This is a genomic window from Streptomyces sp. NBC_00341 (assembly GCF_041435055.1).
Taxonomy (GTDB): Bacteria; Actinomycetota; Actinomycetes; order Streptomycetales; family Streptomycetaceae; genus Streptomyces.
The window spans coordinates 1,406,048-1,428,920 of record NZ_CP108002.1; the positions used below are offsets into that span (position 1 = coordinate 1,406,048).

General features: G+C 71.7%; 22 protein-coding genes. 7 read left to right on the forward strand and 15 right to left on the reverse strand.

Features of this window, described 5'->3' with window-relative positions:
- Positions 1-261 precede the first annotated feature (261 nt).
- The 5 genes from cbiE to OG892_RS06215 form a co-directional block, all read right to left on the reverse strand.
- On the reverse strand, positions 262-1,500 hold the full coding sequence (gene cbiE, locus OG892_RS06195) for a precorrin-6y C5,15-methyltransferase (decarboxylating) subunit CbiE (RefSeq protein ID WP_371628637.1): 1,239 nt from the start codon (positions 1,498-1,500) through the stop codon (positions 262-264).
- Between the two features lie 106 nt (positions 1,501-1,606).
- Positions 1,607-2,284 carry a GNAT family N-acetyltransferase gene (locus tag OG892_RS06200; protein ID WP_024488847.1) on the reverse strand — a complete coding sequence of 226 codons (678 nt, stop codon included), beginning with the start codon at positions 2,282-2,284 and terminating at the stop codon, positions 1,607-1,609.
- A 101-nt stretch (positions 2,285-2,385) separates the two neighbouring features.
- Entirely contained in the window at positions 2,386-3,252 is an 867-nt protein-coding gene (locus OG892_RS06205) for a MetQ/NlpA family ABC transporter substrate-binding protein (protein WP_371628638.1), read from the reverse strand.
- 71 nt (positions 3,253-3,323) lie between these two features.
- Positions 3,324-3,995, reverse strand: coding sequence for a methionine ABC transporter permease (locus tag OG892_RS06210; RefSeq protein ID WP_024488849.1), 672 nt, complete (start codon positions 3,993-3,995; stop codon positions 3,324-3,326).
- Entirely contained in the window at positions 3,992-5,050 is a 1,059-nt protein-coding gene (locus OG892_RS06215; protein WP_371628639.1) for a methionine ABC transporter ATP-binding protein, read from the reverse strand. The genes OG892_RS06210 and OG892_RS06215 overlap by 4 nt, the downstream gene beginning before the upstream one ends.
- Before the next feature lie 574 nt (positions 5,051-5,624).
- Here OG892_RS06215 and OG892_RS06220 point away from each other — a divergent pair.
- Both OG892_RS06220 and OG892_RS06225 read left to right on the forward strand, forming a co-directional pair.
- The gene (locus OG892_RS06220) at positions 5,625-5,984 is read left to right on the forward strand and encodes a hypothetical protein (RefSeq protein WP_073737483.1); all 360 of its coding nucleotides are present in this window, start codon (positions 5,625-5,627) and stop codon (positions 5,982-5,984) included.
- 2 nt (positions 5,985-5,986) lie between these two features.
- Positions 5,987-6,424 carry a hypothetical protein gene (locus OG892_RS06225; protein WP_073737482.1) on the forward strand — a complete coding sequence of 146 codons (438 nt, stop codon included), beginning with the start codon at positions 5,987-5,989 and terminating at the stop codon, positions 6,422-6,424.
- 37 nt (positions 6,425-6,461) lie between these two features.
- Here OG892_RS06225 and OG892_RS06230 read toward each other — a convergent pair whose 3' ends face one another.
- The 3 genes from OG892_RS06230 to OG892_RS06240 all read right to left on the reverse strand — a co-directional run bounded on the left by OG892_RS06230 (position 6,462) and on the right by OG892_RS06240 (position 8,863).
- Positions 6,462-6,965, reverse strand: coding sequence for a GNAT family N-acetyltransferase (locus OG892_RS06230; protein ID WP_073737481.1), 504 nt, complete (start codon positions 6,963-6,965; stop codon positions 6,462-6,464).
- 37 nt (positions 6,966-7,002) lie between these two features.
- Entirely contained in the window at positions 7,003-7,569 is a 567-nt protein-coding gene (locus OG892_RS06235; RefSeq protein WP_073737480.1) for a sigma-70 family RNA polymerase sigma factor, read from the reverse strand.
- A 121-nt stretch (positions 7,570-7,690) separates the two neighbouring features.
- On the reverse strand, positions 7,691-8,863 hold the full coding sequence (locus tag OG892_RS06240; protein ID WP_371628640.1) for a glycerophosphodiester phosphodiesterase: 1,173 nt from the start codon (positions 8,861-8,863) through the stop codon (positions 7,691-7,693).
- Positions 8,864-9,095: 232 nt separating this feature from the next.
- Between OG892_RS06240 and OG892_RS06245 the strand changes: the two genes are divergently transcribed.
- Positions 9,096-9,767 carry a 1-acyl-sn-glycerol-3-phosphate acyltransferase gene (locus tag OG892_RS06245; RefSeq protein WP_073737478.1) on the forward strand — a complete coding sequence of 224 codons (672 nt, stop codon included), beginning with the start codon at positions 9,096-9,098 and terminating at the stop codon, positions 9,765-9,767.
- Between the two features lie 131 nt (positions 9,768-9,898).
- Here OG892_RS06245 and OG892_RS06250 read toward each other — a convergent pair whose 3' ends face one another.
- Both OG892_RS06250 and OG892_RS06255 read right to left on the reverse strand, forming a co-directional pair.
- Complete coding sequence (locus OG892_RS06250; RefSeq protein ID WP_073737477.1) at positions 9,899-11,443, reverse strand: MFS transporter; 1,545 nt, start codon at positions 11,441-11,443, stop codon at positions 9,899-9,901.
- Complete coding sequence (locus OG892_RS06255) at positions 11,440-11,991, reverse strand: TetR/AcrR family transcriptional regulator (RefSeq protein ID WP_073737476.1); 552 nt, start codon at positions 11,989-11,991, stop codon at positions 11,440-11,442. Before OG892_RS06255 ends, OG892_RS06250 begins: the two co-directional genes overlap by 4 nt.
- 491 nt (positions 11,992-12,482) lie before the next feature.
- On the opposite strand from OG892_RS06255, the gene helR reads away from it, so the two are divergent.
- A complete protein-coding gene (gene helR / locus OG892_RS06260) occupies positions 12,483-14,630 on the forward strand; it encodes an RNA polymerase recycling motor ATPase HelR (protein WP_371631585.1) in 2,148 nt (715 codons plus the stop codon).
- Between the two features lie 48 nt (positions 14,631-14,678).
- On the opposite strand, the gene OG892_RS06265 is transcribed toward helR, so the two are convergent.
- The 4 genes from OG892_RS06265 to OG892_RS06280 all read right to left on the reverse strand — a co-directional run bounded on the left by OG892_RS06265 (position 14,679) and on the right by OG892_RS06280 (position 19,510).
- Entirely contained in the window at positions 14,679-15,569 is an 891-nt protein-coding gene (locus OG892_RS06265; RefSeq protein WP_073737475.1) for a sigma-70 family RNA polymerase sigma factor, read from the reverse strand.
- A gap of 112 nt (positions 15,570-15,681) precedes the next feature.
- Positions 15,682-16,653 carry an aldo/keto reductase gene (locus tag OG892_RS06270; RefSeq protein WP_073737474.1) on the reverse strand — a complete coding sequence of 324 codons (972 nt, stop codon included), beginning with the start codon at positions 16,651-16,653 and terminating at the stop codon, positions 15,682-15,684.
- A gap of 141 nt (positions 16,654-16,794) precedes the next feature.
- Positions 16,795-18,228 (reverse strand): argininosuccinate lyase, encoded by a 1,434-nt coding sequence (gene argH, locus OG892_RS06275; protein WP_371628641.1) that lies wholly within the window; start codon positions 18,226-18,228, stop codon positions 16,795-16,797.
- An 88-nt stretch (positions 18,229-18,316) separates the two neighbouring features.
- A complete protein-coding gene (locus OG892_RS06280) occupies positions 18,317-19,510 on the reverse strand; it encodes an argininosuccinate synthase (RefSeq protein WP_073737472.1) in 1,194 nt (397 codons plus the stop codon).
- A gap of 176 nt (positions 19,511-19,686) precedes the next feature.
- Here OG892_RS06280 and OG892_RS06285 point away from each other — a divergent pair, with 176 nt between their 5' ends.
- The 3 genes from OG892_RS06285 to OG892_RS06295 all read left to right on the forward strand — a co-directional run bounded on the left by OG892_RS06285 (position 19,687) and on the right by OG892_RS06295 (position 22,331).
- A complete protein-coding gene (locus OG892_RS06285) occupies positions 19,687-20,928 on the forward strand; it encodes a hypothetical protein (RefSeq protein WP_371628642.1) in 1,242 nt (413 codons plus the stop codon).
- A gap of 43 nt (positions 20,929-20,971) precedes the next feature.
- A complete protein-coding gene (locus tag OG892_RS06290; RefSeq protein WP_371628643.1) occupies positions 20,972-21,565 on the forward strand; it encodes a pyridoxamine 5'-phosphate oxidase family protein in 594 nt (197 codons plus the stop codon).
- Between the two features lie 64 nt (positions 21,566-21,629).
- Entirely contained in the window at positions 21,630-22,331 is a 702-nt protein-coding gene (locus OG892_RS06295) for a L,D-transpeptidase (protein WP_073737469.1), read from the forward strand.
- 3 nt (positions 22,332-22,334) lie between these two features.
- On the opposite strand, the gene OG892_RS06300 is transcribed toward OG892_RS06295, so the two are convergent.
- Positions 22,335-22,871: an arginine repressor gene (locus OG892_RS06300; protein ID WP_073737468.1), complete on the reverse strand. Its 537-nt coding sequence runs from the start codon at positions 22,869-22,871 to the stop codon at positions 22,335-22,337.
- Positions 22,872-22,873: the final 2 nt, after the last annotated feature.

Consider the following 22,873-nt stretch of genomic DNA (forward strand, 5'->3'; position numbering starts at 1 on the left):
CGTCCAGTGGAACGAGCCGGCGCGCCGCGCGGCACGAAACGGTCGCGGACATACTGCATTCTCGCGGTCGTTCGCCGCCGCGGCAGCTCATTTCGCCCCGGCTCGCTGTGGACTGCGCCACGTTGCGCGTCCCCCCGGTTCCGCCGTACCACAACGGGGGCCAAAACGGTCCCCTTTTCCGGACATTGACGAACGAAGCGACGATGATCCGGGCGCGGTGCAACGATCGGCCAGCCTACCTCCCACCGTGTGCCGACAGGGTCAGGGGGCGAGATCCGAACGCAGTGCGGACAGCAGGAAGACGACCGAGCGTTCGCGCTCCGACCATGCGGACGTGTCGAGTTCGACGGACTGCAGGAGCGAGCAGGCGACCGTGTATCCGTTCTCGGTGAGGGCGGCGCCCAGCGCCTCCGCCTCGTCCCGGGTCGAGGCATGGGTGACGATCCGCTCCGGCCTGCGGTCCGCGACAGCGGTGACGACGGGGACGCCGCCGCCCCCGATCCGCACGACGTCGGGCTCGGGCAGCCTTTCCAGCACGTGCGGGGCGCGGCCCTCGACCACCTGGAGCTGGACTCCGAAGGCCCGCGCCGCCGCCGCGGTGCGGTCGCATGCCTCCCGGTCGCTGTCCACGGCGAGGACCGCGGCGCCGAACCTGGCCGCCTCCACCGCCAGGGCGCCGCTGCCCGAGCCGATGTCCCAGACCAGGTCGCCGGTCCGGGGGCCGAGGTGGGCGAGCTGGGCGGCGCGCAGTCCGGGGGTCTCGCCCTCGCCGCTCTCCTCCACGGGTTCCGCGCCCTCGCTCCGGTAGGCGCCGGCGGGCAGCGCCCAGCCGCGTACGCCCTGGGGGTAGGCGGGGTGGCGGCCGGCGATCCACGCTCCGTCGGCCCGCTGTTCGGGGCCGCCGCCGATGACGATGACGACGTTGGGGTCGCGCCAGACGTGGTCGGCGGCCTTCTCCGAGGTGACGACGGTGACCTGTTCGCGGGCGGTGCCGAGCTCCTCGCAGATGACGAACGTGCGGTGGACGCCTTCGAGCAGCAGGGCCAGTTCGGCGGGGCCCGCGCCGGGCGAGGTGAGGACGGCGACCTTGTGGTGGGCGCGGCACACGTTCACCGCGCGGCGCAGGGTGCGGGGGTGCGCGACGACGGTCTGGGCGTCCTCCCACGGCATACCGGCGCGGGCGAAGGCGGTGGCGACGGCGGAGACGGCGGGCACCACCTCGACTTCGAGGCCGTGTTCGGGCGCGCGCAGGCTGCGTACGACTCCGAAGAACCCCGGGTCGCCGTCGGCGAGGACCACGGCGCTGCCGCGGTGGCCTGCGATCCGCCGGGCGGCCAGGTCGATCGAGCCGAGCCGGATCCGTTCCGCGCCGTGCGGCACTTCGGGCAGTGCGAGGTGGTGGGCGGCTCCGGCGACGAGCGTGGCGGCCGAGAGCGCGGCGGTGGCCGCTCGGTTGAGTGGTGAGCCGTCCCAGCCGATCACTGTGACCCGGTCGGCCATCTGTCGTCAGTCTCCTGGAATCGGTGCAGGCAGGGGATGGTCGCCCAGGGGCGGGCACGACGGGATCACCCGGTCTGTGCCGGTGCGGCGCCGAGCCGGGGTGGGGTCAGTTCCAGTCGTTGTACGTACCGTATCCACCGGCGTCGGCGAGCTGCTCGGCGACTCCCTCCAGATCCTCGGGGAGCAGGCCCCAGACGATCAGGTCGGTCCTGATGTCGGCCCATCCGCCGTCCTCGGTCTGCGAGCGGGCTATCCGGGCGTTGCGCAGGATCCCCTCGCTGATGCAGCCGAGTTTCTGGGCGACCTGCTGGGAGGCGGTGTTGTCGGCGGCGGTGCGCAGTTCTATCCGCTCGAAGCCCTGGTCGCGGAAGAGCCACTGGGCGAGGGCCAGCACGGATTCGGTGGCGTAGCCCTCGCCGCGTGCCCAGGGTGCGGTGATGTAGGCGGCCTCCGTGGCCAGCGTCCGCCAGTCGGTGTTGTGCAGCCGGACGGAGCCGACGAGGCGCTGGGTGAGGAACTCGGTGACGGCGAAGACGATGCCGTCGCCCTTGGTGCGCTGCGCCGGGGCGATCCTGCGGACCCAGCGTTCCGCGTCGACCTGGGTGTAGGGGTGGGGCGCCTCGGTCCAGGCCGTGACGAGTTCGTCGTTCATCATCTCGATGTACGCGGGGACGTCAGCCATGTCGAAGGGGCGCAGCACCAACCGATCCGTGCTGATGGAGATGTCCGGAAAGGTGGAAGTCATGCGCAGCTCCATGCCGAAGACCGTGTAAAGGCACAGCATGCAGCATCGGGCCGGGCCTGTGCATGGGCGGGTCCGCACGGCGGAGCCCCGCACACCCGGGCGGGGTGTGCGGGGCTCGTCGGGCAAATGCCGCGCGGGGGTCAGGACTTGGCCGCGGACCCGAAGGCCGGGATGACCGAGCCCTGGTAGCTGTCCTCGATGAACTTCTTGACCTCGTCGGAGTGCAGGAGCTTCACGAGCTTCTGGACGCGGGCGTCCTTCTCGTTGCCCTTCTTCACGGCGACGATGTTGGCGTACGGGTTGCCGTCGGCCTTCTCGATCGCGAGGGCGTCGGTGGCGGGCTTGAGCTTGGCCTCGATGGCGTAGTTGCCGTTGATGACGGCGGCGTCCACGTCGTTCAGGGCGCGGGGGACGGTCGCGGCCTCCAGCTCCTTGAACTTGAGGCCCTTCTTGTCGGTGATGTCGCTCAGCTTGGCGCTGGTGCCGACGCCGTCCTTGAGGGTGATCAGGCCGTTCTCGGCGAGCAGCTGGAGCGCGCGGCCCTCGTTGGTGGTGTCGTTCGGTACGGCGACGGTCTGGCCGGACTTGATGCCGTCCAGGTCCTTGACCTTGTGGGAGTAGAGGCCGAGGGGCTCCAGGTGAACGGTGCCGACGGAGACCAGGTGGGTGTTGTTCTTCTTGTTGAAGTCGTCGAGGTAGGGCTGGTGCTGGAAGAAGTTGGCGTCGACCTGGCCGGTCTCGGTGGCGGTGTTCGGCAGGACGTAGTCCGTGAACTCCTTGACCTCCAGCTTGAGGCCGGCCTTGGCCGCCAGGTTCTTCTTGACGAAGTTCAGGATGTCGGCGTGCGGCGTCGGGGACGCGGCGACGACGAGGGCCTTGGAGGTGTCGGCCTTGGCGCCGGTCTCGCTCTTGGACGCCGGGTCGGAGTCCGTGCCGCAGGCGGTGAGGCCGAAGGCGAGGGCGGCGGTGGCGGCGGCAGCTGCGGTGATCTTGATGTTCTTGCGCACGAAGAGTGCCTCTTTCAGGTGGTGATGGTGGTACGCCCGGACAAGGAGTGCGGGCTCGGAGGAGAGAAGTCTCAGGAGGTGGTGCGGCCCCGGCGGGCCAGCAGGCGTACGGCGGTGTCGCCGATCAGCTGGATCACGGTCACGATGACGATCAGGAGCGCGACGGTGATGAGCATGAACTGGTTGTCGAAGCGCTGGAATCCGTAGGTGACGGCCTTGGAGCCGAGTCCTTCGCCGCCGACCGCGCCGGCCATCGCGGAGTAGCCGATGAGCACGATGACGGTGGTGGTGACACCGGAGACGAGGGAGGGCAGGGCCTGCGGCAGGAGGACCTTGCGGACGATCGTCGGGATGGATCCGCCCATGGACTGGACGGCCTCGACGAGCCCGTGGTCGACCTCGCGGACCGCCGTCTCGACGAGCCTCGCGAAGAACGGGATGGCACCGACGGCCAGCGGCACGATCATCGCGGTCGGGCCGATGAAGGTGCCGACGACCCAGGTGGTGAAGGGGATCAGGGCGATCAGCAGGATGATGAACGGCAGTGAGCGTCCGATGTTCACGATCACGCCGATGACCTTGTTCACCGGGGTGTTCCGCAGCAGTCCGCCCTTGTCGGTGAGGACGAGCAGGACGCCGAGCGGCAGTCCGACCAGGACGGTGACGACCGCCGACCACAGGACCATGTAGAGGGTGTCGACGGTGCCCTGCGTCAGCAGCGGCTGCATTTCGGACCAGGTCACTTCGCCACCTCCTTGGTGAGCGGTGCGGGAATCGTTGCGGGTTCGGCGTCCGTGTTCTCGACGACCTCGGCCTGCAGGCCCTGCTCGCGCAGGAAGCCGATGGGCACGACGTTCTCCTCGAACCGGCCGGGCAGCTCGATGCGCATCCGGCCGACCTGCCGGCCGCCGACGGTGTCCATCGCGGCGCCCAGGATCGATATGTCGATGTTGTATGTACGGGAGAGCTGCGAGATCACCGGCCGGGCGGCGGCATCGCCGTGGAAGGTGACGTCGACGACCGTGCTGCCGGGTCCGGAGGCGCTGCCGCCGACCGGGAACAGCTCGTGGGCGAGTTCGGAGCCGGGGGTCGCGAGCAGTTCGCCCACGGTGCCGGACTCGACGATGCGGCCCCCGCGCATCAGCGCGGCGGAGTCGCAGGCGGTCTTGACGACGTCCATCTCGTGCGTGATGAGCAGGACGGTGAGGCCGAGCTGCTGGTTGAGGTCGCGCAGCAGCTGGAGGATGGAGCGGGTGGTCTCGGGGTCGAGGGCAGAGGTCGCCTCGTCGGAGAGCAGCACCTTGGGGTCGCCGGCCAGTGCGCGGGCGATGCCGACGCGCTGCTTCTGGCCGCCGGAGAGCTGGCCGGGGTAGGCCTTGGCCTTGTCGGAGAGGCCGACGAGGTCGAGGAGTTCGAGGGCCTTGCGGGTGCGTTCGCGGCCGGTGACGCCGAGAATCTCCAGCGGGAGTTCGACGTTGTCCCGCACGGTGCGGGAGGCCAGCAGGTTGAAGTGCTGGAAGACCATCCCGATGCGGCTGCGCGCCTCGCGCAGTTCCCTGCCCGCCCGGCGGCCCCGTCCCGCGAGGGCGGTCAGGTCCTGGCCGGCCACGGTGACGGTGCCGGAGGTGGGGCGCTCCAGCAGGTTGACGCAGCGGATGAGGGACGATTTCCCGGCGCCGCTCTGTCCGATGACGCCGTACACCTCGCCCTCGCGGACATGGAGGTCGACGCCGTCCAGAGCGGTGACCTCACGGTCGCGCGACTGGTAGACCTTCGTGAGGCCCGTAGTGGTGATCACAGGGGTTTCCGTCACTGTCGAGTGCGCGGCGCGGTGTCCGCCGGGCACGGGGCATTCGTCCGGTGGGGCTGTCCGGACTTCGATCGGACGTTTCGAGCGGGGTCTCGGCACGGCCCGGCGCGGTGGTGACCGCGGGGCGACGTGCCGGAGCAGGCTCGTTCCGCTGGGTGCGGACGGCTCGGGCTCGGTCTCGCTTCGGGGCGCGAGGCTCAGGCGGGGGCCCTCAGAAGGCGCGCATTCGACACATACAACGAGCACCGGGCGTCGTGATCGCCTCGGTCGCAAGGGTGCGGCTGCTCGTCGTGGTCATGTCCCAAGTAAAACAGACGTAACGGTCCACCCCGACCGGATGTCCGAATAGCGGACGGCCGTGGATGGCGCACGGGCCGCGCCGCGTCAGCCGTCTCGATTTCCCGCCGCACCGCTGTGACCTGCACTGATATGGGGATGGGACCCTCGGTGACGCGATCGGCCACCGGGACGGCCCGGTCCTGTCCTGTGGCCAAGGCCACGATCGCCGTGCGGGTACGGGGGCGCACGCGGCGGGCGGCCCGGCCCGTAATACCCTCGGCTCATGCTTGACGCCCTGACGATCGCGGTCGGCGTGGCCGCCCTGGCCCTCGCCGCCTGGTGCGGATTCGCCGCCTACCGGGACCAGCCGACCAAGGACTGGCACTTCATCGGGATGGCCGTTGTCTCGGTGCTCGCGCTGGCCCAGCTGGTGGTGGGGATCGTGCAGCTGGCCCGCGGCGAGCGGCCGGAGCAGGGCATGACCATCTTCATCGCGTACCTGGTCGGGGCCTTCCTCGCGGTACCGGCGGCTGGATTCCTGTCGCTGAGCGAGCGGACCCGGTGGGGTTCGGTGACGGTGGCGGCGGGCGCGGTCGTACTGGCCGTTCTCGAAGTACGGCTCTACGACATCTGGGGAAACTGACCGTGACCGACACCGATAGCACCCCTGCGGCGGACACCGGCGAGAAGAAGCCCTTCGACCTGGGCACCGGTCCGGGCCGGGTACTGGTCTGGTTCTACGGCGTGTTCACCGTTGCGGCGGCGTCCCGTTCGATCGTCCAGATGATCCTGGACTTCGGCAGGGCCCCGCTGGCCTACGTGCTGTCGGCGGTCGCCGCGCTCGTCTACGGCTTCATCACGTATTCACTGGTCCGCGGCGGGGAGCGGGCGCGCAGGACGGCGCTGGTGTGCTGCGCCGCCGAGCTCGCCGGGGTGCTGATCGTGGGTACGTGGACGCTGGCGGAGCCGTCCGCGTTCGCGGATGCCACCGTCTGGTCGGACTTCGGCGCGGGCTACCTGCTCATCCCGGTGATCCTGCCGGTCACCGGGATGATCTGGCTGCGCCGCGCGAGGACCGCGTAACCGCCGGACGGGTCAGGCGCTGTAACCGCAGGACGGGTCAGGCGCTGGTCACGTACGCGGCGGCCGAGGCCTCCTTCTCCAGCAGGATCATCCGGACGCCGTCGTGGCCGGTGGCGTTGCCCACGGGGGCGTAACCGGCCCGGCGGTAGAGCCGCAGGTTGCCCTCGCTGAGGTGCCCGGTGTGCAGCTGGAAGCGGGTGGCCGAGCGCTGGTCCGCGAGGCCGGATTCCGCGGCCCGCAGCAGCCGGGCGCCGAGGCCGTGTCCCTGGAGCCTGGGGTGGACGCAGAGCCGTCCGATCAGCCCGGTGCCGTCCTGGTCCGCGGAGCCGCGTACCGTACCGACGACTTCCTCACCGAGCCGGGCCACGAACACCAGGTCCGTGGAGATTTCGGCGCGCAGTGAGTCGAGGGTCTGGACGAGTGGGTCGATCCGGTAGTTCCCGTACAGCTCCGCCTCGCTCTGAAAGCTGAGGTATTGGAGCTTCAAGATCTGTTCGGCGTCCTGTGTGCCCGCCGCCGAGATGATCACGCTCATGCCCATCCGCGCACGCCTCCCGCTCATCTGATCCGCCGGTTGTCTACCGCTCCTTTCCCCGCGGTTCAGGAGCTACAACCTCCGCCGCCAGCATTCTGCGCAGACATCCAAGGCATCGGGAACGGATCGGACCCAAACTCCCCTGTGACATAGCCAACTCCCCTGCGATCTCCCGGTAGGTGGGATCGTTCGGGGCCAGCAGCGCAGTCAGCAGGCGGGCGCAGCGGGCCGGGAGCCGGTCGACCGCCGCACGCAGTAACCGGCGCTGGTCGGCGCCGGCGAAGGCCCGTTCCGGGCAGCCGGCCGGGTCGGGGGCCGTCTCGTCACGGTAGGGCCGTTCGTTGCGGACGGTGCGGCGGGCCCGGCGGGCCTCCCCGCGCACGGTGTCCCGGACCCAGCGGGCGGCGTCCTTCGGCGGTCCCTGCTCTGGCAGCCGTTCCAGCAGGCGCAGCCAGACGGACTGTTCGAGATCGGCGCGGTCGACGGCGGCGCCGGTGGCAGAGGCCGCCGCCTCGGCCCCGGCCTCGGCGCTGACCAGCGGGTACAAGGTCCGGACGACGGCTGCCGGGGCGGGCCGGGACGGCGTCGCGGAAAGATCGAGAAGCGTCATGCACCCACCCGACGCGGGTCCGTGGCGTCCGGTTGCCGAACCGGCCCCGCACCACCCGACCGGGGCACACCCCGGCCGGGTGCTGACGGGCCCGCGCCCCGCCGGATCCAAACGAAAGACCCTACTTCCCCGTGAAGTCCGCCGCCGCGAGCAGCGCCGTGTCCGGGTTGTCGGAGAAGATCCCGTCGATGCCCGTCGCGAAGTACGCGGCGAAGGCGCCGAACGCGTCGCCGTACGCGTTGGGGTCGCTGCCGCGCCGGAAGTCCGCGGGCAGGAAGGTGTTCTCGTTGCGCATCGTGTAGGGGTGCAGGATCAGCCCCTGGGCGTGCGCGTCGCGCACCAGGGTGGTGGGCTCCGCGAGCCTGCCGGACGCGTCCTTGGGAATGATCAGGTCCAGGGTCGGCCCGATGCCCTGGGCGAAGGACGCCATCCACTTCAGGCCCGCGGGCTTCACCAGGTCGTCGGTGGTGCGCGGGTCCCCGGTCGCCGTGAAGTCCCAGGGCTGGGTGCCGGTGCCGGAGAGCAGGACGACGCGCGGAGTGGCGACGAGCTTCGCCAGCCGCTGGATGCTGCTGGGCTCGAAGGACTGGAGGATGAGCGGCGACTGGGCGCGGTGGCGGTCGTAGCGGCGCAGCAGCTTGACGAGGCGTTCCTCGAGACCGAGGCCGAGGCCGCGGAAGTAGGTGGGGTGCTTGGTCTCGACGTACAGCCAGACCGGCTTCCCGCGCCTGCGGCCCTCGCGGTCGGCCCAGCGCAGGACCTCCTCGAAGGTGGGGATCTCCCAGCGGCCGTCGTACAGCGTGTTCTTCTGGCGGTTGCCCGGGATGCGTTCCTTGGCCCGCAGTGTCTTCAGTTCGGCGAGGGTGAAGTCCTCGGTGAACCATCCGGTGAGCGGGATGCCGTCGACGGTCTTGGTGGTCTTGCGGCTCGCGAACTCGGGGTGCGCGGAGACGTCGGTGGTGGCGGTGATGTCGTTCTCGTGGCGGCAGACGAGGTGCCCGTCCCGGGTCGGCACCAGGTCCTGCTCGATGACGTGGGCGCCCATGTCGAGGGCCAGCTGGTAGGAGCCGATGGTGTGTTCCGGGCGGTATCCGCTGGTGCCCCGGTGCCCGATGACGGTCGGCACCGGCAGGTCGAGGCGGTGTCCGGAGCCGCCGTGGCCGCCGGAGCGTTCGGCGGTGTTCCCGGCGGCCCGCGCCGTCCCGGAGAGGCCGACGGCCGCGGTCCCGAGTACGGCGGCTCCCACACCCATGACGGTCCGTCGTCCGGGTGTGGCGTGCGCACGCTCTGTCATGAGTGCTCCTCGCATATGATGTCCGGCATCTGTCGAGCGGGGCCCGAGCGTAGGCAGCTCGGCCGTCCGGACGGCGGCATCCGGGCCAACGTGGCGCAAACACACGTCAACACTGCGTATCCACTGCGTGAACCCGATGTGCGATCAGCGGGTACCCGCGAGTATCGTCCTCACCTGCATGGACCGCTCAATCCGTCGCTCGGCCGGCCCGGCCACTACACCGGAGGAACCGTTGTCCCGACACGCACTCATCAAGGCAGTGCTCGGACCGATCCTGCGCCTGATGTTCCGGCCGCGGGTGGAAGGCATCGAGAGCATTCCGGGAACCGGGCCGGTGATCCTGGCGGGAAACCACCTCACGTTCATCGACTCGATGATCATGCCGGTCTGCTGCGAACGGCCGGTGTACTTCATCGGCAAGGACGAGTACGTCACGGGCAAGGGCCTCAAGGGCCGCCTGATGGCCTGGTTCTTCACGGGCGTCGGCATGATCCCGGTGGACCGGGACGGCGGCCGCGGCGGTGTCGCGGCGCTGATGACCGGGCGCCGGGTGCTGGACGAGGGCAAGGCCTTCGCGATCTACCCGGAGGGGACCCGCTCCCCCGACGGCCGCCTCTACCGGGGCCGGACGGGCATCGCGCGGCTGACGCTGATGACGGGTGCGCCGGTCGTGCCGTTCGCGATGATCGGTACGGACAAGCTCCAGCCGGGCGGCTCGGGCCTGCCCCGGCCGGGCAAGGTCACGGTGCGCTTCGGTGAGCCGATGGAGTTCTCCCGCTACGAGGGCATGGACCGCGACCGCTATGTGCTGCGGGCGGTGACGGACTCCGTGATGGCCGAGGTGATGCGGCTGTCCGGTCAGGAGTACGTCGACATCTACGCGACGAAGGCGAAGGCCGCCTGAGCCGGCTCAGTCCTGCGGAAGGGTCCGTACCCCGGTCGGGGGTACGGACCCTTCCGCGTACCGGTTCCACCCGCCCGGCCCAGGGGCCGTTCAGGGCCCGACCGCGGCCTCCGGGGATCACCGGGCGGCCGTCAGTCGTGCACGATGCCTTCCTCCAGCTCCTGGCCGCGCAGCAGGAACCAGGCCGCGACCGCCGTCGCCAGCAGGACGACAGCGCCCACGGCGGAGGCGAGCCGCAGCCCGTCGACGAACGCGTCCTGGGCCGCGGAGACCAGGTCCGCCCCCTGCTGCCCCGTGAGGGTCTTGGCCGCCTCGACGGCGCCGCCCAGTGATTCGTGGGCGGCGGACGAGGTGGCGGCCGGTACCCCCGCCGGAGTGGCGAAGCCCTGGTAGACCCCGGTGACGACGGAGCCGAGCAGGGCGATGCCGAGCGCCGCGCCCAGTTCGTACGCCGTCTCGGAGACCGCGGACGCGGAGCCCGCGTGCTCCTTGGGGACGCTGGAGAGGATCACGTCGGAGGTCACGGTGAAGGCGAAGCCCGCGCCCACGCCCACGACCAGCAGCAGGGCGCCGATCAGCGGGTACCCGGTCTCCTTGTGGATCGCGGCGACCGCGGCCAGCGACAGGCCGATGGCCCCGAGGCCCCCGGACACCACGGACCGCACCGAGAAGCGGCGGGCGGTGGTCCCGGCCAGCAGGCCCGCGGTGACCGCGCCGACGGCGGCGGGCAGTTCGGCCAGCCCCGCCTCCAGCGGTCCCCGGCCCTGGACCAGTTGCAGGAACTGCGAGAGGAAGAAGACCAGCCCGGACAGGCCGAGGATGGTCAGCAGATCCGCGAGGACGGCGCCGGAGAAGCCCCGGTGGTGGAAGAGCCGCATGTCCAGCAGCGGCGCGGGGAGGCGGAACTGCCGGCGTACGAACCAGAAGAGCGCGGCCGCGCCGCCGACGCCCGCGAGGGCGACCGGCCAGCTGCCGCCGTGCGCCGCCAGCTCCTTGATGGCGTACACGACGCCGATCATGCCGACCAGCGAGAGGCCGACGCTGATCACGTCCCACGGTCCGGGCGCGGGGTTCTTCGACTCGGGGATGAGCTTGATCCCGACGACGACGAGCACCGCCATGACCGGCAGGTTGATGAGGAAGACCGAGCCCCACCAGAAGTGCTCCAGGAGGAATCCGCCGACGACCGGGCCGACCGCCGCACCGGCCGAGGCCGCTGCCCCCCAGATGCCGATGGCGAGGCTCCGCTCGCGGGCGTCGTGGAAGATGTTGCGGATCAGCGCGAGGGTGGACGGCATCAGGGTGGCTCCGGCGACCCCCAGCAGGGCACGCGCCAGGATCATCATCTCCGGCGTCATCGCGTAGGCGTTGAGCACCGAGACCGCGCCGAAGGCGGTGGCTCCGCAGAGCAGCAGCTTCTTGCGTCCGATGCGGTCACCGAGGCTGCCCATGGAGACCAGGAGTCCGGCGATGACGAAGGAGTAGACGTCACCGATCCAGAGCAGCTGGGTGCCGGTGGGCTCCAGGTCCTCGCTGAGGAACGGGGTCGCCAGGCCGAGCACGGTCGCGTCGACGGCGACCAGCAGCACGGCGAGCACGAGCACGGACAGCGCGATCCACCGCCCGGGGCGGCGCAGCTCGGTCGGGGGCTCCGGGTGCTGTTCGATGCTGCTCATTGCTCCACGCTCCGGCGTGCGCCGCCGAGCAGCAACTCGACGATCATGTACTGGAAGTCCTGCGCGGCCACCCGTCCCACCTGGACGGCCCAGGCGCCGGTGCCGATGAGCCCGTAGAGGGCCTCGGTCAGCCAGGCGGGGGTCAGGTCGATGCGGATCTCGCCACGCTCCTGGCCGCGCCGGAAGAAGGCGGAGACCCGTGCGTCCAGCCGGTCCCAGCCCTCGTTCACCTCGCCGCCCTCGAAGAGCTGGTTCTCGGTGACGAGGAAGGAGAGCAGTCCGGCGCTCGGCTCGACGGCCGCGACGAACCGGCGCAGCGCCTCCTCCGAGGTGCCTTCGTCGAGCCCGGCCCGGTCGAGCGCCGCCCCGAACTCCTGGATCCCCAGCTCTTCCAGGGCCCTGACCAGAGCGTCCCGCCCGGCGAAGTGCCGGTGCAGGGTGGCACGTCCGATGCCGGCGGCCTTGGCGACCTCGTCCATGGTGGCGGTCGATTTACGGGTCAGCAGGGCGGCGGCGCTGCGCAGCACCTGCTCACGATCGAGAGTCATGAGACGAGATTAGCCCACGCGAGACGACGATGTCTCATTCGGGTGCCGCACGGCGCCGTCATCCGGGCGCGGCCCGGGCGCACGAGGCGGCTGGTGCGGTGAGTGATCCTGGTGTCCGTCATCCGGCCATCGAGCCGGGTGGTGAGGAAGAGCGGGCAACGGGCCCGTATCGTGGTGACCGGCCACGGAAGTGCCGGGCTCCGGCCGGAGGGTCGTGAGCACGAACCCACTCCTTGCCACTTTTAACTTATAGCGCATGAGGGGGCTTGCCACAAGGCCCCGGTCATGGCGCAGAATCATCGGCCGAAGACCAGTATTTCGCGGAGACGGGTGAGTCACGAAGTGCGTGTGCTGTTGTCGGCCTGCGGGTCGCGCGGTGATACCGAACCGCTGACAGAACTCGTCCCGTCATGGCCACCAGGTACACCGCGCCGGTCCAGGCGCCCCGCCGCACGCACCGGCTGCGAGCGGCCCAGTTCGGAGCTGATGACGTGAACCCCCTGACCACCAGCGCGTTCGACCTTCCCGACCGCCTCTCCCCCAAGGCCGATCCGGCCCTGATCGCCGGCGACGAGGAGCACTTCGCGGCCATCGCCGAGTGCCTCGACGAGTCGATCTCCGAACTCACCGAGCGCCTCGCCGCGGAGCGCAGGACGCCCGGCGGCGCGGGCCGGCAGGCGATGGACCGGGACGTGGAGATCCACCGGCTGACCGCCCGCCTGCGCGCGCTGCGCCGCTTCGGCCTCGACCTGTGCCTGGGGCACATGGTCGCGGCGGACGACGGCGAGCCGCTGTTCATCGGACGGCTCGGCCTCACCGACAGCTCGGGCCGCCGGCTGCTCATCGACTGGCGCTCCCCCGCGGCCGAGCCGTTCTTCGGCGCCACCCACGCCAACCCGATGGGACTGGCGAGCCGCCGCAGGTACCGCTGGACCCGCGGCCGGATCAGCGACTACTGGGACGAGGTGTTCACCGCGGAGGGGTTCGCCGGGCACGCCGCGCTCGACGACCAGTCCGCGTTCATCGCCAGCCTGGGCAGCAACCGCTCGGCCCGGATGCGGGACGTGCTGGGCACCATCCAGGCCGACCAGGACGCCATCATCCGCGCGGGCTCGCGCGGCGCGCTCGTCGTCGACGGAGGCCCCGGTACCGGTAAGACGGTCGTCGCCCTGCACCGTTCCGCCTACCTCCTCTACTCCGACCCCCGGCTCGGCCACCGCCGGGGCGGCGTGCTGTTCGTCGGCCCGCACCAGCCCTACCTGGGCTACGTCGCCGACGTGCTGCCCAGCCTCGGTGAGGAGGGCGTGCAGACGTGCACCCTGCGCGACCTGGTGACCGAGGGAGCCGCCGCGGGGCCGGAGGCCGACCCGGAGGTGGCCCGCCTGAAGTCCTCCGGGAAGCTGGTGGCGGCGGTCGACGCGGCCGCCAGGTTCTACGAGGAGCCGCCCGCCAAGGGGATGACGGTCACCACCCACTGGTCGGACATCCAGCTGACCGCCGCCGACTGGGCCGTGGCGTTCGACGCGGCGGAACCCGGCACCCCGCACAACGAGGCGCGCGACCAGGTCCGCGACGAGCTGCTCACCATCCTGGTCGAGAAGCACGAGGGCGACGTCACGGACGCCGTACTGCGCAAGTCGCTGCTGAAGAACCGGGAGCTGCTCACCACCTTCGACCGCGCCTGGCCGCTGCTGGAGGCGGCCGACGTCGTCGGGGACCTCTGGTCGGTCCCCGCCTACCTGCGCAGATGTGCTCCCTGGCTCAGCCGCGACGAGGTGTCCCGGCTCCAGCGGGAGGACGCCCAGGCCTGGACGGTGTCCGACCTGCCGTTCCTGGACGCGGCCCGGCAGCGGCTGGGCGACCCGGAGGCGTCCCGCCGCAGCCGCCGGCACCAAGCGGCGCTCGCCGCCGACCGCGAGCACATGGACAAGGTCATCGACACCCTGCTCCAGGCGGACGACGACGGTGAGGGCGCCGTGACGATGCTGCACGGGAAGGACCTCCAGGAGGCCCTGGTCGACGACAGCGGCGCGCCCGGCACCGAACCGGACGAGCTCGCCGGACCGTTCGCACACGTCGTCGTGGACGAGGCCCAGGAACTGACCGACGCGGAGTGGCAGATGCTGCTGCTCCGGTGCCCGTCCGGCAGCTTCACCATCGTCGGGGACCGCGCCCAGGCCCGCCACGGCTTCACCGAGTCGTGGCAGGAGCGGCTGAGGCGGGTCGGGCTGGACCGGATCAACCTGGCTTCCCTGAGCATCAACTACCGGACGCCGGAGGAGATCATGGCGGAGGCCGAGCCGGTCATCCGGGCCGTGCTCCCGGACGCCAACGTGCCGGCCTCCGTCCGCAGCAGCGGGCTCCCCGTCACGCACGGCTCCACGGCGGACCTGGGCCCGGTCCTCGACACCTGGCTCGCCGCCAACGCCGACGGGATCGCCTGCGTCGTGGGCGATCCCGGGTTCAGGCCGACGGCCCGCGTCCGGTCGCTGGCCCCGGAGCTGACCAAGGGGCTCGAATTCGACCTGGTCGTCCTCATCGACCCGCAGACGTTCGGCGAGGGCATCGAGGGAGCCGTCGACCGCTATGTCGCGATGACCCGGGCGACCCGGCAGCTCGTCATCCTCACGAGCCCCTGACACCGGAGGGCGGGCGCCCGCTCCCGGTGGCAGGCCGGCCGCGCCGCCTCACTCGTCCAGGAGGACCAGATCGCGGCCGGCCAGCCCGGCCGGGTCGGTGATGACGAACAGTTCGACGACCTTCCCGCGCTCGATCGTGAACCGCATGACGGAGAAGCCCTCTCCCTCGCGCGCCGCGATGACCGCGGGGGCGCCGTCGAGCAGCGCGAACCGCACCGACCTGGCGTACGGCGCGAACATGATCGCCCGCCGCGCCACGTTCGCGGCCCCGCGCACCACCGTGGGGGCCTCGACGGCGCTGCCGCCGGACCGGGACACGACATCGGGGTCGAGCACGGCGACGAGCGCCTCGAAGTCCCCGCCGCGCGCGGCCGCCAGGAAGGCGTCCACGACCTCGCGGCGGACCGCCCCGGGGCCCGGCTCGGGCGCGACGCCCCGCACCCGGCGGCGGGCCCGGCTGGCGAGCTGCCGGGCGGCGGCCGGGGTGCGGTCCACGATGCGGGCGATCTCGTCGAACGGCACCGCGAACATGTCGTGCAGTACGAAGGCGAGCCGCTCGGCCGGGTCGAGCGTTTCGAGGACCACCAGCAGCGCGAGACCCACCGAGTCGGCGGTCAGCGCCTGCTGCTCCGGGTCCCCGCCGGGCTCGGGGACGGGCGCCGGACCGGGCTCGGGCGCCTCGGACGCCCCCGCTTCCAGGGGCTCCTCGCGGCGGACGCGGCGCGAACGGAGCATGTCCAGGCAGACCCGTCCGACCACGGTCGTCAGCCAGCCGCCCAGGTTCTCGATCGCCGCGCTGTCCGACCGGGAGAGCCGGATCCAGGCCTCCTGGACCGCGTCCTCCGCTTCGTTCGACGAGCCGAGCATCCGATGGGCCACGGCCTTCAGATGGGTGCGGTTCTCCTCGAACCGTGCCGCCAGGAACTCGATCTCGTCCACAGCCGTCCTCCCCGTGTCAGGTGTTCTCACCACGTTGACGTGGCAGCCCCGCCGGATGTGACCACCGTGCCCGGAGCCGTCGTGCGGGAAGCTGTCGTGCGGGGCGGACGGCTCAGCTCCACGGCAGCGACGCGCGGTGGCGCCAGTACGCCTCCGGCTCCTCCACCAGCGCGTCCAGCCGGGCGCGCCGCTCCTCGTCGAGGTCGAGGACGGCCGCGTGGAGGTTGCCGGCGAGCTGGGTGACGGTCGCGGCGCCGGAGAGCACGACCCCGGCCCACGGCTGGTGCAGCACCAGCGCCAGGGCCACCGCGTCGCTGCCCAGCCCCTCCTCCGTGGCGATCTCCCGCACCACGGCCGGGGCCTCCGTGCCCGCCAGCCGGCCGTTGGCCATGGCCTCCTTGACGATCACGGTGAGTCCGGCGGCGTGCGCGTCGGCCAGCGCCGGTCCGGCCGAGGTCTCCAGTGCGTTGTAGGTGGCCTGGACCGTACGGAAGAGGGGCTCGCCGTCGACCGTGACGGCGAGGGCGGCCCGGATGGCCTCGGCCTGCGCGGGCCCGCTGGTGGAGAGGCCGACGCTGACGCCTTCCGCGGCGAGCGCGGCGAGGCGGGCGTGCAGCTCCTTGTCCGTCAGGGCCGGGCTGTCCGCGGTGACGGAGTGGATCTGGTAGAGGTCGAGCCGGTCACCGAGCAGTTCGGCGGTCTCGGCGCGCTGACGCTCGTACGTGGCGAGGCTGTGGTCCTTGACCTCGTGCGCCTCGGCGTCGACATTCCAGTCGGCTGTGTAGGTGTAGCCCCACTTGCTCCCGATGACGACGTCGCGCACCTCGGGCCGGGCCGTCAGCCACTCGCCGAGGAACTCCTCGGAGCGGCCGTAGGAGCGGGCCGCGTCGAAGTAGCGGACGCCCTGGGCGTAGGCGGCGTCGAGCAGTTCGTGGGTGCGGGCGCGCAGCGCGTCGGCGGTGCGCTCGTCCGGCAGGTCGCGGTCACGGTGGAGATTGATGTAGCCGGGCCTGCCGACCGCTGCCAGGCCGAGTCCGATGTGGGCGGTCGGGGTGGTGGTGCCGGCCAGTCGGGCGAAGGGCATCGCGGGCTCCTCGTGTTCGGTGGGGCAACGCGGCCGGGGCCGTCCTGCCCCGGCCTGCCGCACAGGTCATGGGTGTTCACCTGCCCGGACCCGGCCCGGACAGGCCCCACCCGACCAACGTAGCCCGCGATGCCCGTCCGGCTACTTGCGGGCCGCGGCCCAGGCGTGCTGTGTCGCGAGGTCCTCCTTGACCTCGGCCAGCTGGACGGCGACGGCGGAGGGCGCTGTTCCGCCCCGGCCGTCGCGGGAGGCCAGCGCGCCGGCCACGTCCAGGACCGTGCGGACCTCGGGGGTGAGGTGCTCGGAGATCTTCGCGAACTGCTCGTCGGTCAGCTCGTCGAGCTCGATGCCGTGCCGCTCGCACTCCTTGACGCAACCGCCGGCGACCTCGTGCGCGACCCGGAACGGCACTCCCTGCTTGACCAGCCACTCCGCGATGTCGGTGGCGAGCGAGAAGCCGGCCGGGGCCAGCTCCTCCATGCGCGCGCGGTTGACGGTGAGCGTGGCCATCATGCCGGTGAAGGCGGGCAGCAGGACTTCGAGCTGGTCGCAGGAGTCGAAGACCGGCTCCTTGTCCTCCTGGAGGTCGCGGTTGTACGCGAGCGGCAGGGCCTTCAGCGTGGCCATCAGTCCGGTGAGGTTGCCGATGAGCCGTCCCGACTTGCCCCGTGCCAGTTCCGCGATGTCGGGGTTCTTCTTCTGCGGCATGATCGACGAGCCGGTGGAGAAGGCGTCGTGGAGGGTGACGAAGGAGAACTCCTTCGTGTTCCAGATGATGATCTCCTCCGCGATCCGGGAGAGATTGATGCCGATCATCGCGGTGATGAACGCGAACTCGGCGACGAAGTCCCGCGAGGCCGTGCCGTCGATGGAGTTGGCCACAGAGCCGCGCTCGAAGCCGAGGTCGGCCGCGACCGACTCCGGGTCGAGGCCGAGCGAGGAGCCGGCGAGTGCGCCCGAGCCGTACGGGGAGACGGCGGTCCGCTCGTCCCACTGGCGCAGCCGCTCGGAGTCCCGGGACAGGGGTTGCACATGGGCCAGGATGTGGTGGGCGAAGAGCACCGGCTGGGCGTGCTGGAGGTGCGTGCGGCCGGGCATGGCCACATCCGGGTGGGCCTCGGCGAGGCCGACCAGGGCGTCCTGGAGCTCGGCGAGGAGGCCGCCGATGATCCGGGCGTGGTCGCGCAGGTACATCCGGAAGAGCGTGGCGATCTGGTCGTTGCGGGAGCGTCCGGCCCGCAGCTTGCCGCCGAGGTCCGGGCCGAGCCGCTCCAGCAGGCCGCGCTCCAGGGCGGTGTGCACGTCCTCGTCCGCGATGGTGCCGGTGAACGAGCCGTCCGCGACGTCCGCCTCCAGCTGGTCGAGGCCGGCGGTCATCCGCTTCAGCTCGTCCTCCGTGAGCAGCCCCGCCTTGTTGAGGACCCGCGCGTGGGCGCGGGAGCCGGCGATGTCGTACGGCGCGAGGCGCCAGTCGAAGTGGACGGACGCGGACAGCCTGGCCAGCGCCTCGGCCGGGCCGTCCGCGAACCGGGCGCCCCAGAGGCGTACGTCGCTGTTGCCGTTGCCGTTGCTCACTGCGTGCTCCTCGGAAGAACAAGGGGGTGGATGTGCGACCGCCTCCCCGCGCGGGCGGCCGGGGAGGCGGTGACGTAACGGGGTGGGGTCAGTTCAGGTCACGTTGGGCGGCGATCTTCGACGAGAGGCCGAAGATCTCGATGAAGCCCTGCGCCTTGGACTGGTCGAAGGTGTCGCCCGAGTCGTAGGTGGCGAGGTTGAAGTCGTACAGCGACTCGCTGGACCGGCGGCCGGTGACGACGGCGCGGCCGGCGTGCAGGGTCATCCGGATGTCGCCGGTGACGTGCTGGTTGGCCTCGTCGATGAAGCCGTCCAGGGCGCGCTTGAGCGGGGAGAACCACAGGCCGTCGTAGACCAGCTCGCCCCAGCGCTGCTCGATCTGCCGCTTGTAGCGGGCCAGTTCGCGCTCGACGGTGACGCTCTCCAGCTCCTGGTGGGCGGTGATCAGCGCGATCGCGCCCGGCGCCTCGTACACCTCGCGGGACTTGATGCCGACGAGCCGGTCCTCGACCATGTCGATCCGGCCGACGCCCTGGCCGCCGGCCCGCTCGTTGAGCTGCTGGATGGCCTGGAGCACGGTGACCGGCGTGCCGTCGAGGGCGACCGGCACGCCCTCCTTGAAGGAGATGACGACCTCGTCGGCCTCGCGCGGGGTGGCGGGGTCGGCGGTGTACTCGTAGATGTCCTCGATCGGCGCGTTCCAGATGTCCTCCAGGAAGCCCGTCTCGACCGCGCGCCCGAAGACGTTCTGGTCGATGGAGTACGGGGACTTCCTGGTGGTCGCGATCGGGAGGTTCTTCTCCTCGCAGAAGGCGATCGCCCTGTCCCGGGTCATCGCGTAGTCGCGGACCGGGGCGATGCACTTCAGGCCGGGGCCGAGCGCCGAGATGCCCGCCTCGAAGCGGACCTGGTCGTTGCCCTTGCCGGTGCAGCCGTGCGCCACGACTCCGGCGCCGTGCTTCTCGGCGGCGGCGACCAGGTGCTTGACGATGGCAGGCCGGGAGAGCGCCGAGACCAGCGGGTAGCGGTCCATGTAGAGGGCGTTGGCCTTGATCGCCGGGAGGCAGTACTCCTCGGCGAACTCGTCCTTCGCGTCGGCGACCTCGGCCTCGACCGCACCGCAGGCGAGCGCCCGCTTGCGAATGACGTCCAGGTCCTCGCCGCCCTGGCCGACGTCCACCGCGACGGCGATGACCTCCGCGCCCGTCTCCTCCGCGATCCAGCCGATGGCGACGGAGGTGTCCAGGCCGCCCGAGTAGGCGAGTACGACGCGCTCGGTCACGGGTTTCTCCTCACGGTGCGCTCACTGACAGGTATAACTATGCGTTCCTCCGTATGGTTTGTCAAAGTTGCAGGTGAGGGGCGCCCCGAAAGCCCTCCTGGCATCGATATTCGCTGGTCGGCTGCCGCCGTCCCGCCTAGCATCGGCACCCGGCACACAGCAGGGGGCGGGCAGCCATGGCAACGGACTGGGCGGCGGCGGAACGACTGGCCCGCGGACTTCCGCTGCCGGAGGCCCTGGACGTCTCCTGCGCGCGGTCGTGGGTGACCCTCGACCTCGGGGTGCGCATCCTGGCGTGGGAGTTGCCGCACCTGCTTCCGGCGCACGCCTGGGCGGACGGGCGGCGGCTGCGGTGGGACCGGGACGCGCCCCTGCCGTCCGTCCGCCTGCGCGACCACCCCCCGTCCGAGAGCGAGCTGGCCCTCGCGCTGTGCCACCCGGACGGCAGGATCCGGGAGGCCGCCCTCGGCCGGGCGGCCGGGTCCGGGTCCCTGCTGCCCCTGGTGATCGTCCGGTGCGCGGACTGGGCGCAGCCGGTACGCGAACGGGCCAGGACCCTGCTGTCACGGGAGCCCGCGACCGCCCTCGTGCGGTGGGCCGGGCTGGTGCTGCTGCTCTCCGGGCGCACCCAGGGCCGATTCGCGCTGGACCTGCTCGGACGGGCGCTGAGCGAGGGGCCCGCCGCGTCGGTGGAGGCGGTGCTCGGCAGCGGCGACCGCGCCACCCGCCGGTTCGCCCACCGCATCGCGCTCGGCCGCGGGCTCCTCGCACCGGACAGGCTGGCCCGCATCGCGGCGAGCACCGACGACACGCCCCTCCAGGACCTGTGCGCGGACGAGGCGGTCGCCTCCATGGGTGAGGAGGACCAGGACGCCGTGGTGAACACGCTCCTGGCGGCCAGGGCCCCGCGCGTGCGCGCCGCGGGCGTCACCGCGCTGCGCCGCACCGGGCGGCACGGCGAGGCCCGCGACTTCCTCGCGGACCGGTCGGGCCCCGTCAGGGCCTGTGCCCGCTACGTGCTGCGGCAGGGCGGGGTGGACCCGCTGCCCCTGTACCGCGCGCTGTGCGCGGCTCCGGCCGAGCGCCCCGGGGCCTGCGCGGGGCTGGGCGAGTGCGGGGTGCCCGGCGACGCCGAGACGCTGTGGCCGCTGCTGGAGCATCCGCTGCCCGCCGTCCGCCTCCACACCGTCGCCGGTCTACGGGCCCTCGACGCCGTGACCCGCCAGCGGCTGACTCCCCTGCTCGACGACCCGTCATCCGCGGTCGTCCGCGCGGCCACCCGGGCGCTGCTGCCGGACGCGGCCGGCTTCTCCCGGGAGTGGCTGTACGACCGGGCGGCGGCGGGCCGGCCGCGTCCGGTGCGGGTGGCGGCGCTTCGGCTGCTGCGTGCGGCAGGCTACTCAGGTCCCACCGGCTGAAATCTCCCTGCCCGCGCGGGGCCCGGGGAAGATAATCGAACGCATGGGAAAGACATACGAACGCATCGACGGGCGGCTGCGGACCTTCATCGAGGAGCAGCACATCTTCTTCACGGCGACCGCGCCGCTGGACGGTGACGGCACGGTCAACCTCTCCCCCAAGGGCGTCAGCGGCTCCTTCGTGGTGCTGGACGAACAGCGCGTGGCGTACCTGGACTTCGCCGGGAGCAATGCGGAGACCGTGGCCCATCTGCGCGAGAACGGCCGGATCACCCTGATGTGGTGCGCCTTCCAGGGGCCGCCGACCATCGTGCGGGTGCACGGCAGAGGTGAGCCGGTCTTCCGCGACGACGACCGCTTCCCGGGTCTGCTCGGGAGGTTCGACGGGGTGGACGCCTCCCGGCACGGGCTGCGGGCGATCATCGTGGTGACCGCCGAGCTGATCCGGGACAGCTGCGGATACGCGGTCCCCTTCATGTCGTACAACGAGGACCGGCCGCTGCACGCCAAACGCTTCTCGCGTGACGACGACGACTCGCTCAGCGCCTACTTCGCCAAGAAGGACCACATCGCCACCAGCATCGACGGGCTGCCGGGACTGCCGCTCCCGCTGCCCGCCATGCCGCCCGCGCAGTGAGCGGTTGGGCCGTACGGAGCAGGCGCGCGGGTGGTGGCGCTCCGGCCGGTCTACGGTCCGGGACATGCGCAGATGTCTGGTCGCCGCTTCGGCACTCCTCGCCCTCACCGCCCTCGTCGGGGCCCGGCCGCCGGCGGACCCGCCGCTGCCCGGACGGCTGGCCGACACGGGCGGCGGCTCCCAGCTGATCACCGCGGAGGCCTCCGCCACCGGGGCCACCACGGGCACGGTCACCTGGTGGAGCAGGCGCTCCGGGCAGTGGGTGGCGGCCGGTTCCGCACCCGCCCGCTTCGGGGCCAACGGGCTGGCCGAGGGCGCCACGCGCAAGCAGGGCACGAACACCACGCCCACCGGGCTCTACGGACTGCCGTACGCCTTCGGGGTGGCGGCGGCCCCGCCCGGTACCCGCTACCCCTACCGCCGGGTCCACAACGGGTCCTGGTGGTGCCAGGACAACGCGGCGCGGGCGTACAACCGGTGGGTGGAGCCGCGGCCCGCCGACTGCCGCGCCTCCGAGGCCGAGCACCTGATCACGTATCCGGCGCAGTACGCCCGTGCGCTGCTCGTCGGCTTCAACTACGAACGTCCGGTGCGCGGGCGCGGAGCCGGAATCTTTCTGCACGTCAACGGGCGCGGTGCGACCGCCGGTTGCGTCTCCGTACCGGCGGCCGCGATGGACCGGATCCTGGCCTGGGCCGATCCCGCCCGTCATCCGCACCTCGCGATCGGGACCCGTTCCGGCCCGACCGCGATCACCCGCTACTGAGCCTCAGCGGTCGTTCTGCGCGAGCCGCAGCAGATGGTCGGCCAGCGCCTGTCCGCCCGCCGGGTCGCGGCTGATCAGCATCAGCGTGTCGTCCCCGGCGATGGTGCCGAGGATGTCGTGCAATTCGGCCTGGTCGATGGAGGAGGCGAGGAACTGGGCGGCGCCCGGAGGCGTGCGCAGCACCACGAGGTTGGCCGAGGCCTCCGCCGAGATGAGCAGTTCGGCGGAGAGGCGCCGCATCCGCTCCTCCTTCGCGGAGCCGCCGAGCGGTGCGTGCGGGGTGCGGAAACCGCCCTCGCTCGGCACCGCGTAGATCAGCTCGCCGCCGGTGTTGCGGATCTTCACCGCGCCCAGTTCGTCCAGGTCCCGGGAGAGCGTCGCCTGGGTGACGCTCAGTCCGTCGTCGCCGAGGAGCTTGGCCAGCTGGCTCTGCGAGCGCACCGGCAGCCGGTTCAGGATGTCCACGATCCGGCGGTGGCGTGCGGTGCGGGTCTGCGGCACGGACGGCCCGCCGTGCTCGGATTCCTGCGCCTCGGTCATCG

Coding starts and splice junctions, on each gene's coding strand:
- cbiE (WP_371628637.1), bottom strand. CDS start 1,500: ATGGCCGACCGGGTCACAGTGATCGGCTGGGACGGCTCACCACTCAAC.
- OG892_RS06200 (WP_024488847.1), bottom strand. CDS start 2,284: ATGCTGTGCCTTTACACGGTCTTCGGCATGGAGCTGCGCATGACTTCC.
- OG892_RS06220 (WP_073737483.1), top strand. CDS start 5,625: ATGCTTGACGCCCTGACGATCGCGGTCGGCGTGGCCGCCCTGGCCCTC.
- OG892_RS06230 (WP_073737481.1), bottom strand. CDS start 6,965: ATGGGCATGAGCGTGATCATCTCGGCGGCGGGCACACAGGACGCCGAA.
- OG892_RS06235 (WP_073737480.1), bottom strand. CDS start 7,569: ATGACGCTTCTCGATCTTTCCGCGACGCCGTCCCGGCCCGCCCCGGCA.
- OG892_RS06240 (WP_371628640.1), bottom strand. CDS start 8,863: ATGACAGAGCGTGCGCACGCCACACCCGGACGACGGACCGTCATGGGT.
- OG892_RS06250 (WP_073737477.1), bottom strand. CDS start 11,443: ATGAGCAGCATCGAACAGCACCCGGAGCCCCCGACCGAGCTGCGCCGC.
- OG892_RS06255 (WP_073737476.1), bottom strand. CDS start 11,991: ATGACTCTCGATCGTGAGCAGGTGCTGCGCAGCGCCGCCGCCCTGCTG.
- OG892_RS06270 (WP_073737474.1), bottom strand. CDS start 16,653: ATGCCCTTCGCCCGACTGGCCGGCACCACCACCCCGACCGCCCACATC.
- OG892_RS06285 (WP_371628642.1), top strand. CDS start 19,687: ATGGCAACGGACTGGGCGGCGGCGGAACGACTGGCCCGCGGACTTCCG.
- OG892_RS06290 (WP_371628643.1), top strand. CDS start 20,972: ATGGGAAAGACATACGAACGCATCGACGGGCGGCTGCGGACCTTCATC.
- OG892_RS06295 (WP_073737469.1), top strand. CDS start 21,630: ATGCGCAGATGTCTGGTCGCCGCTTCGGCACTCCTCGCCCTCACCGCC.
- OG892_RS06300 (WP_073737468.1), bottom strand. CDS start 22,871: ATGACCGAGGCGCAGGAATCCGAGCACGGCGGGCCGTCCGTGCCGCAG.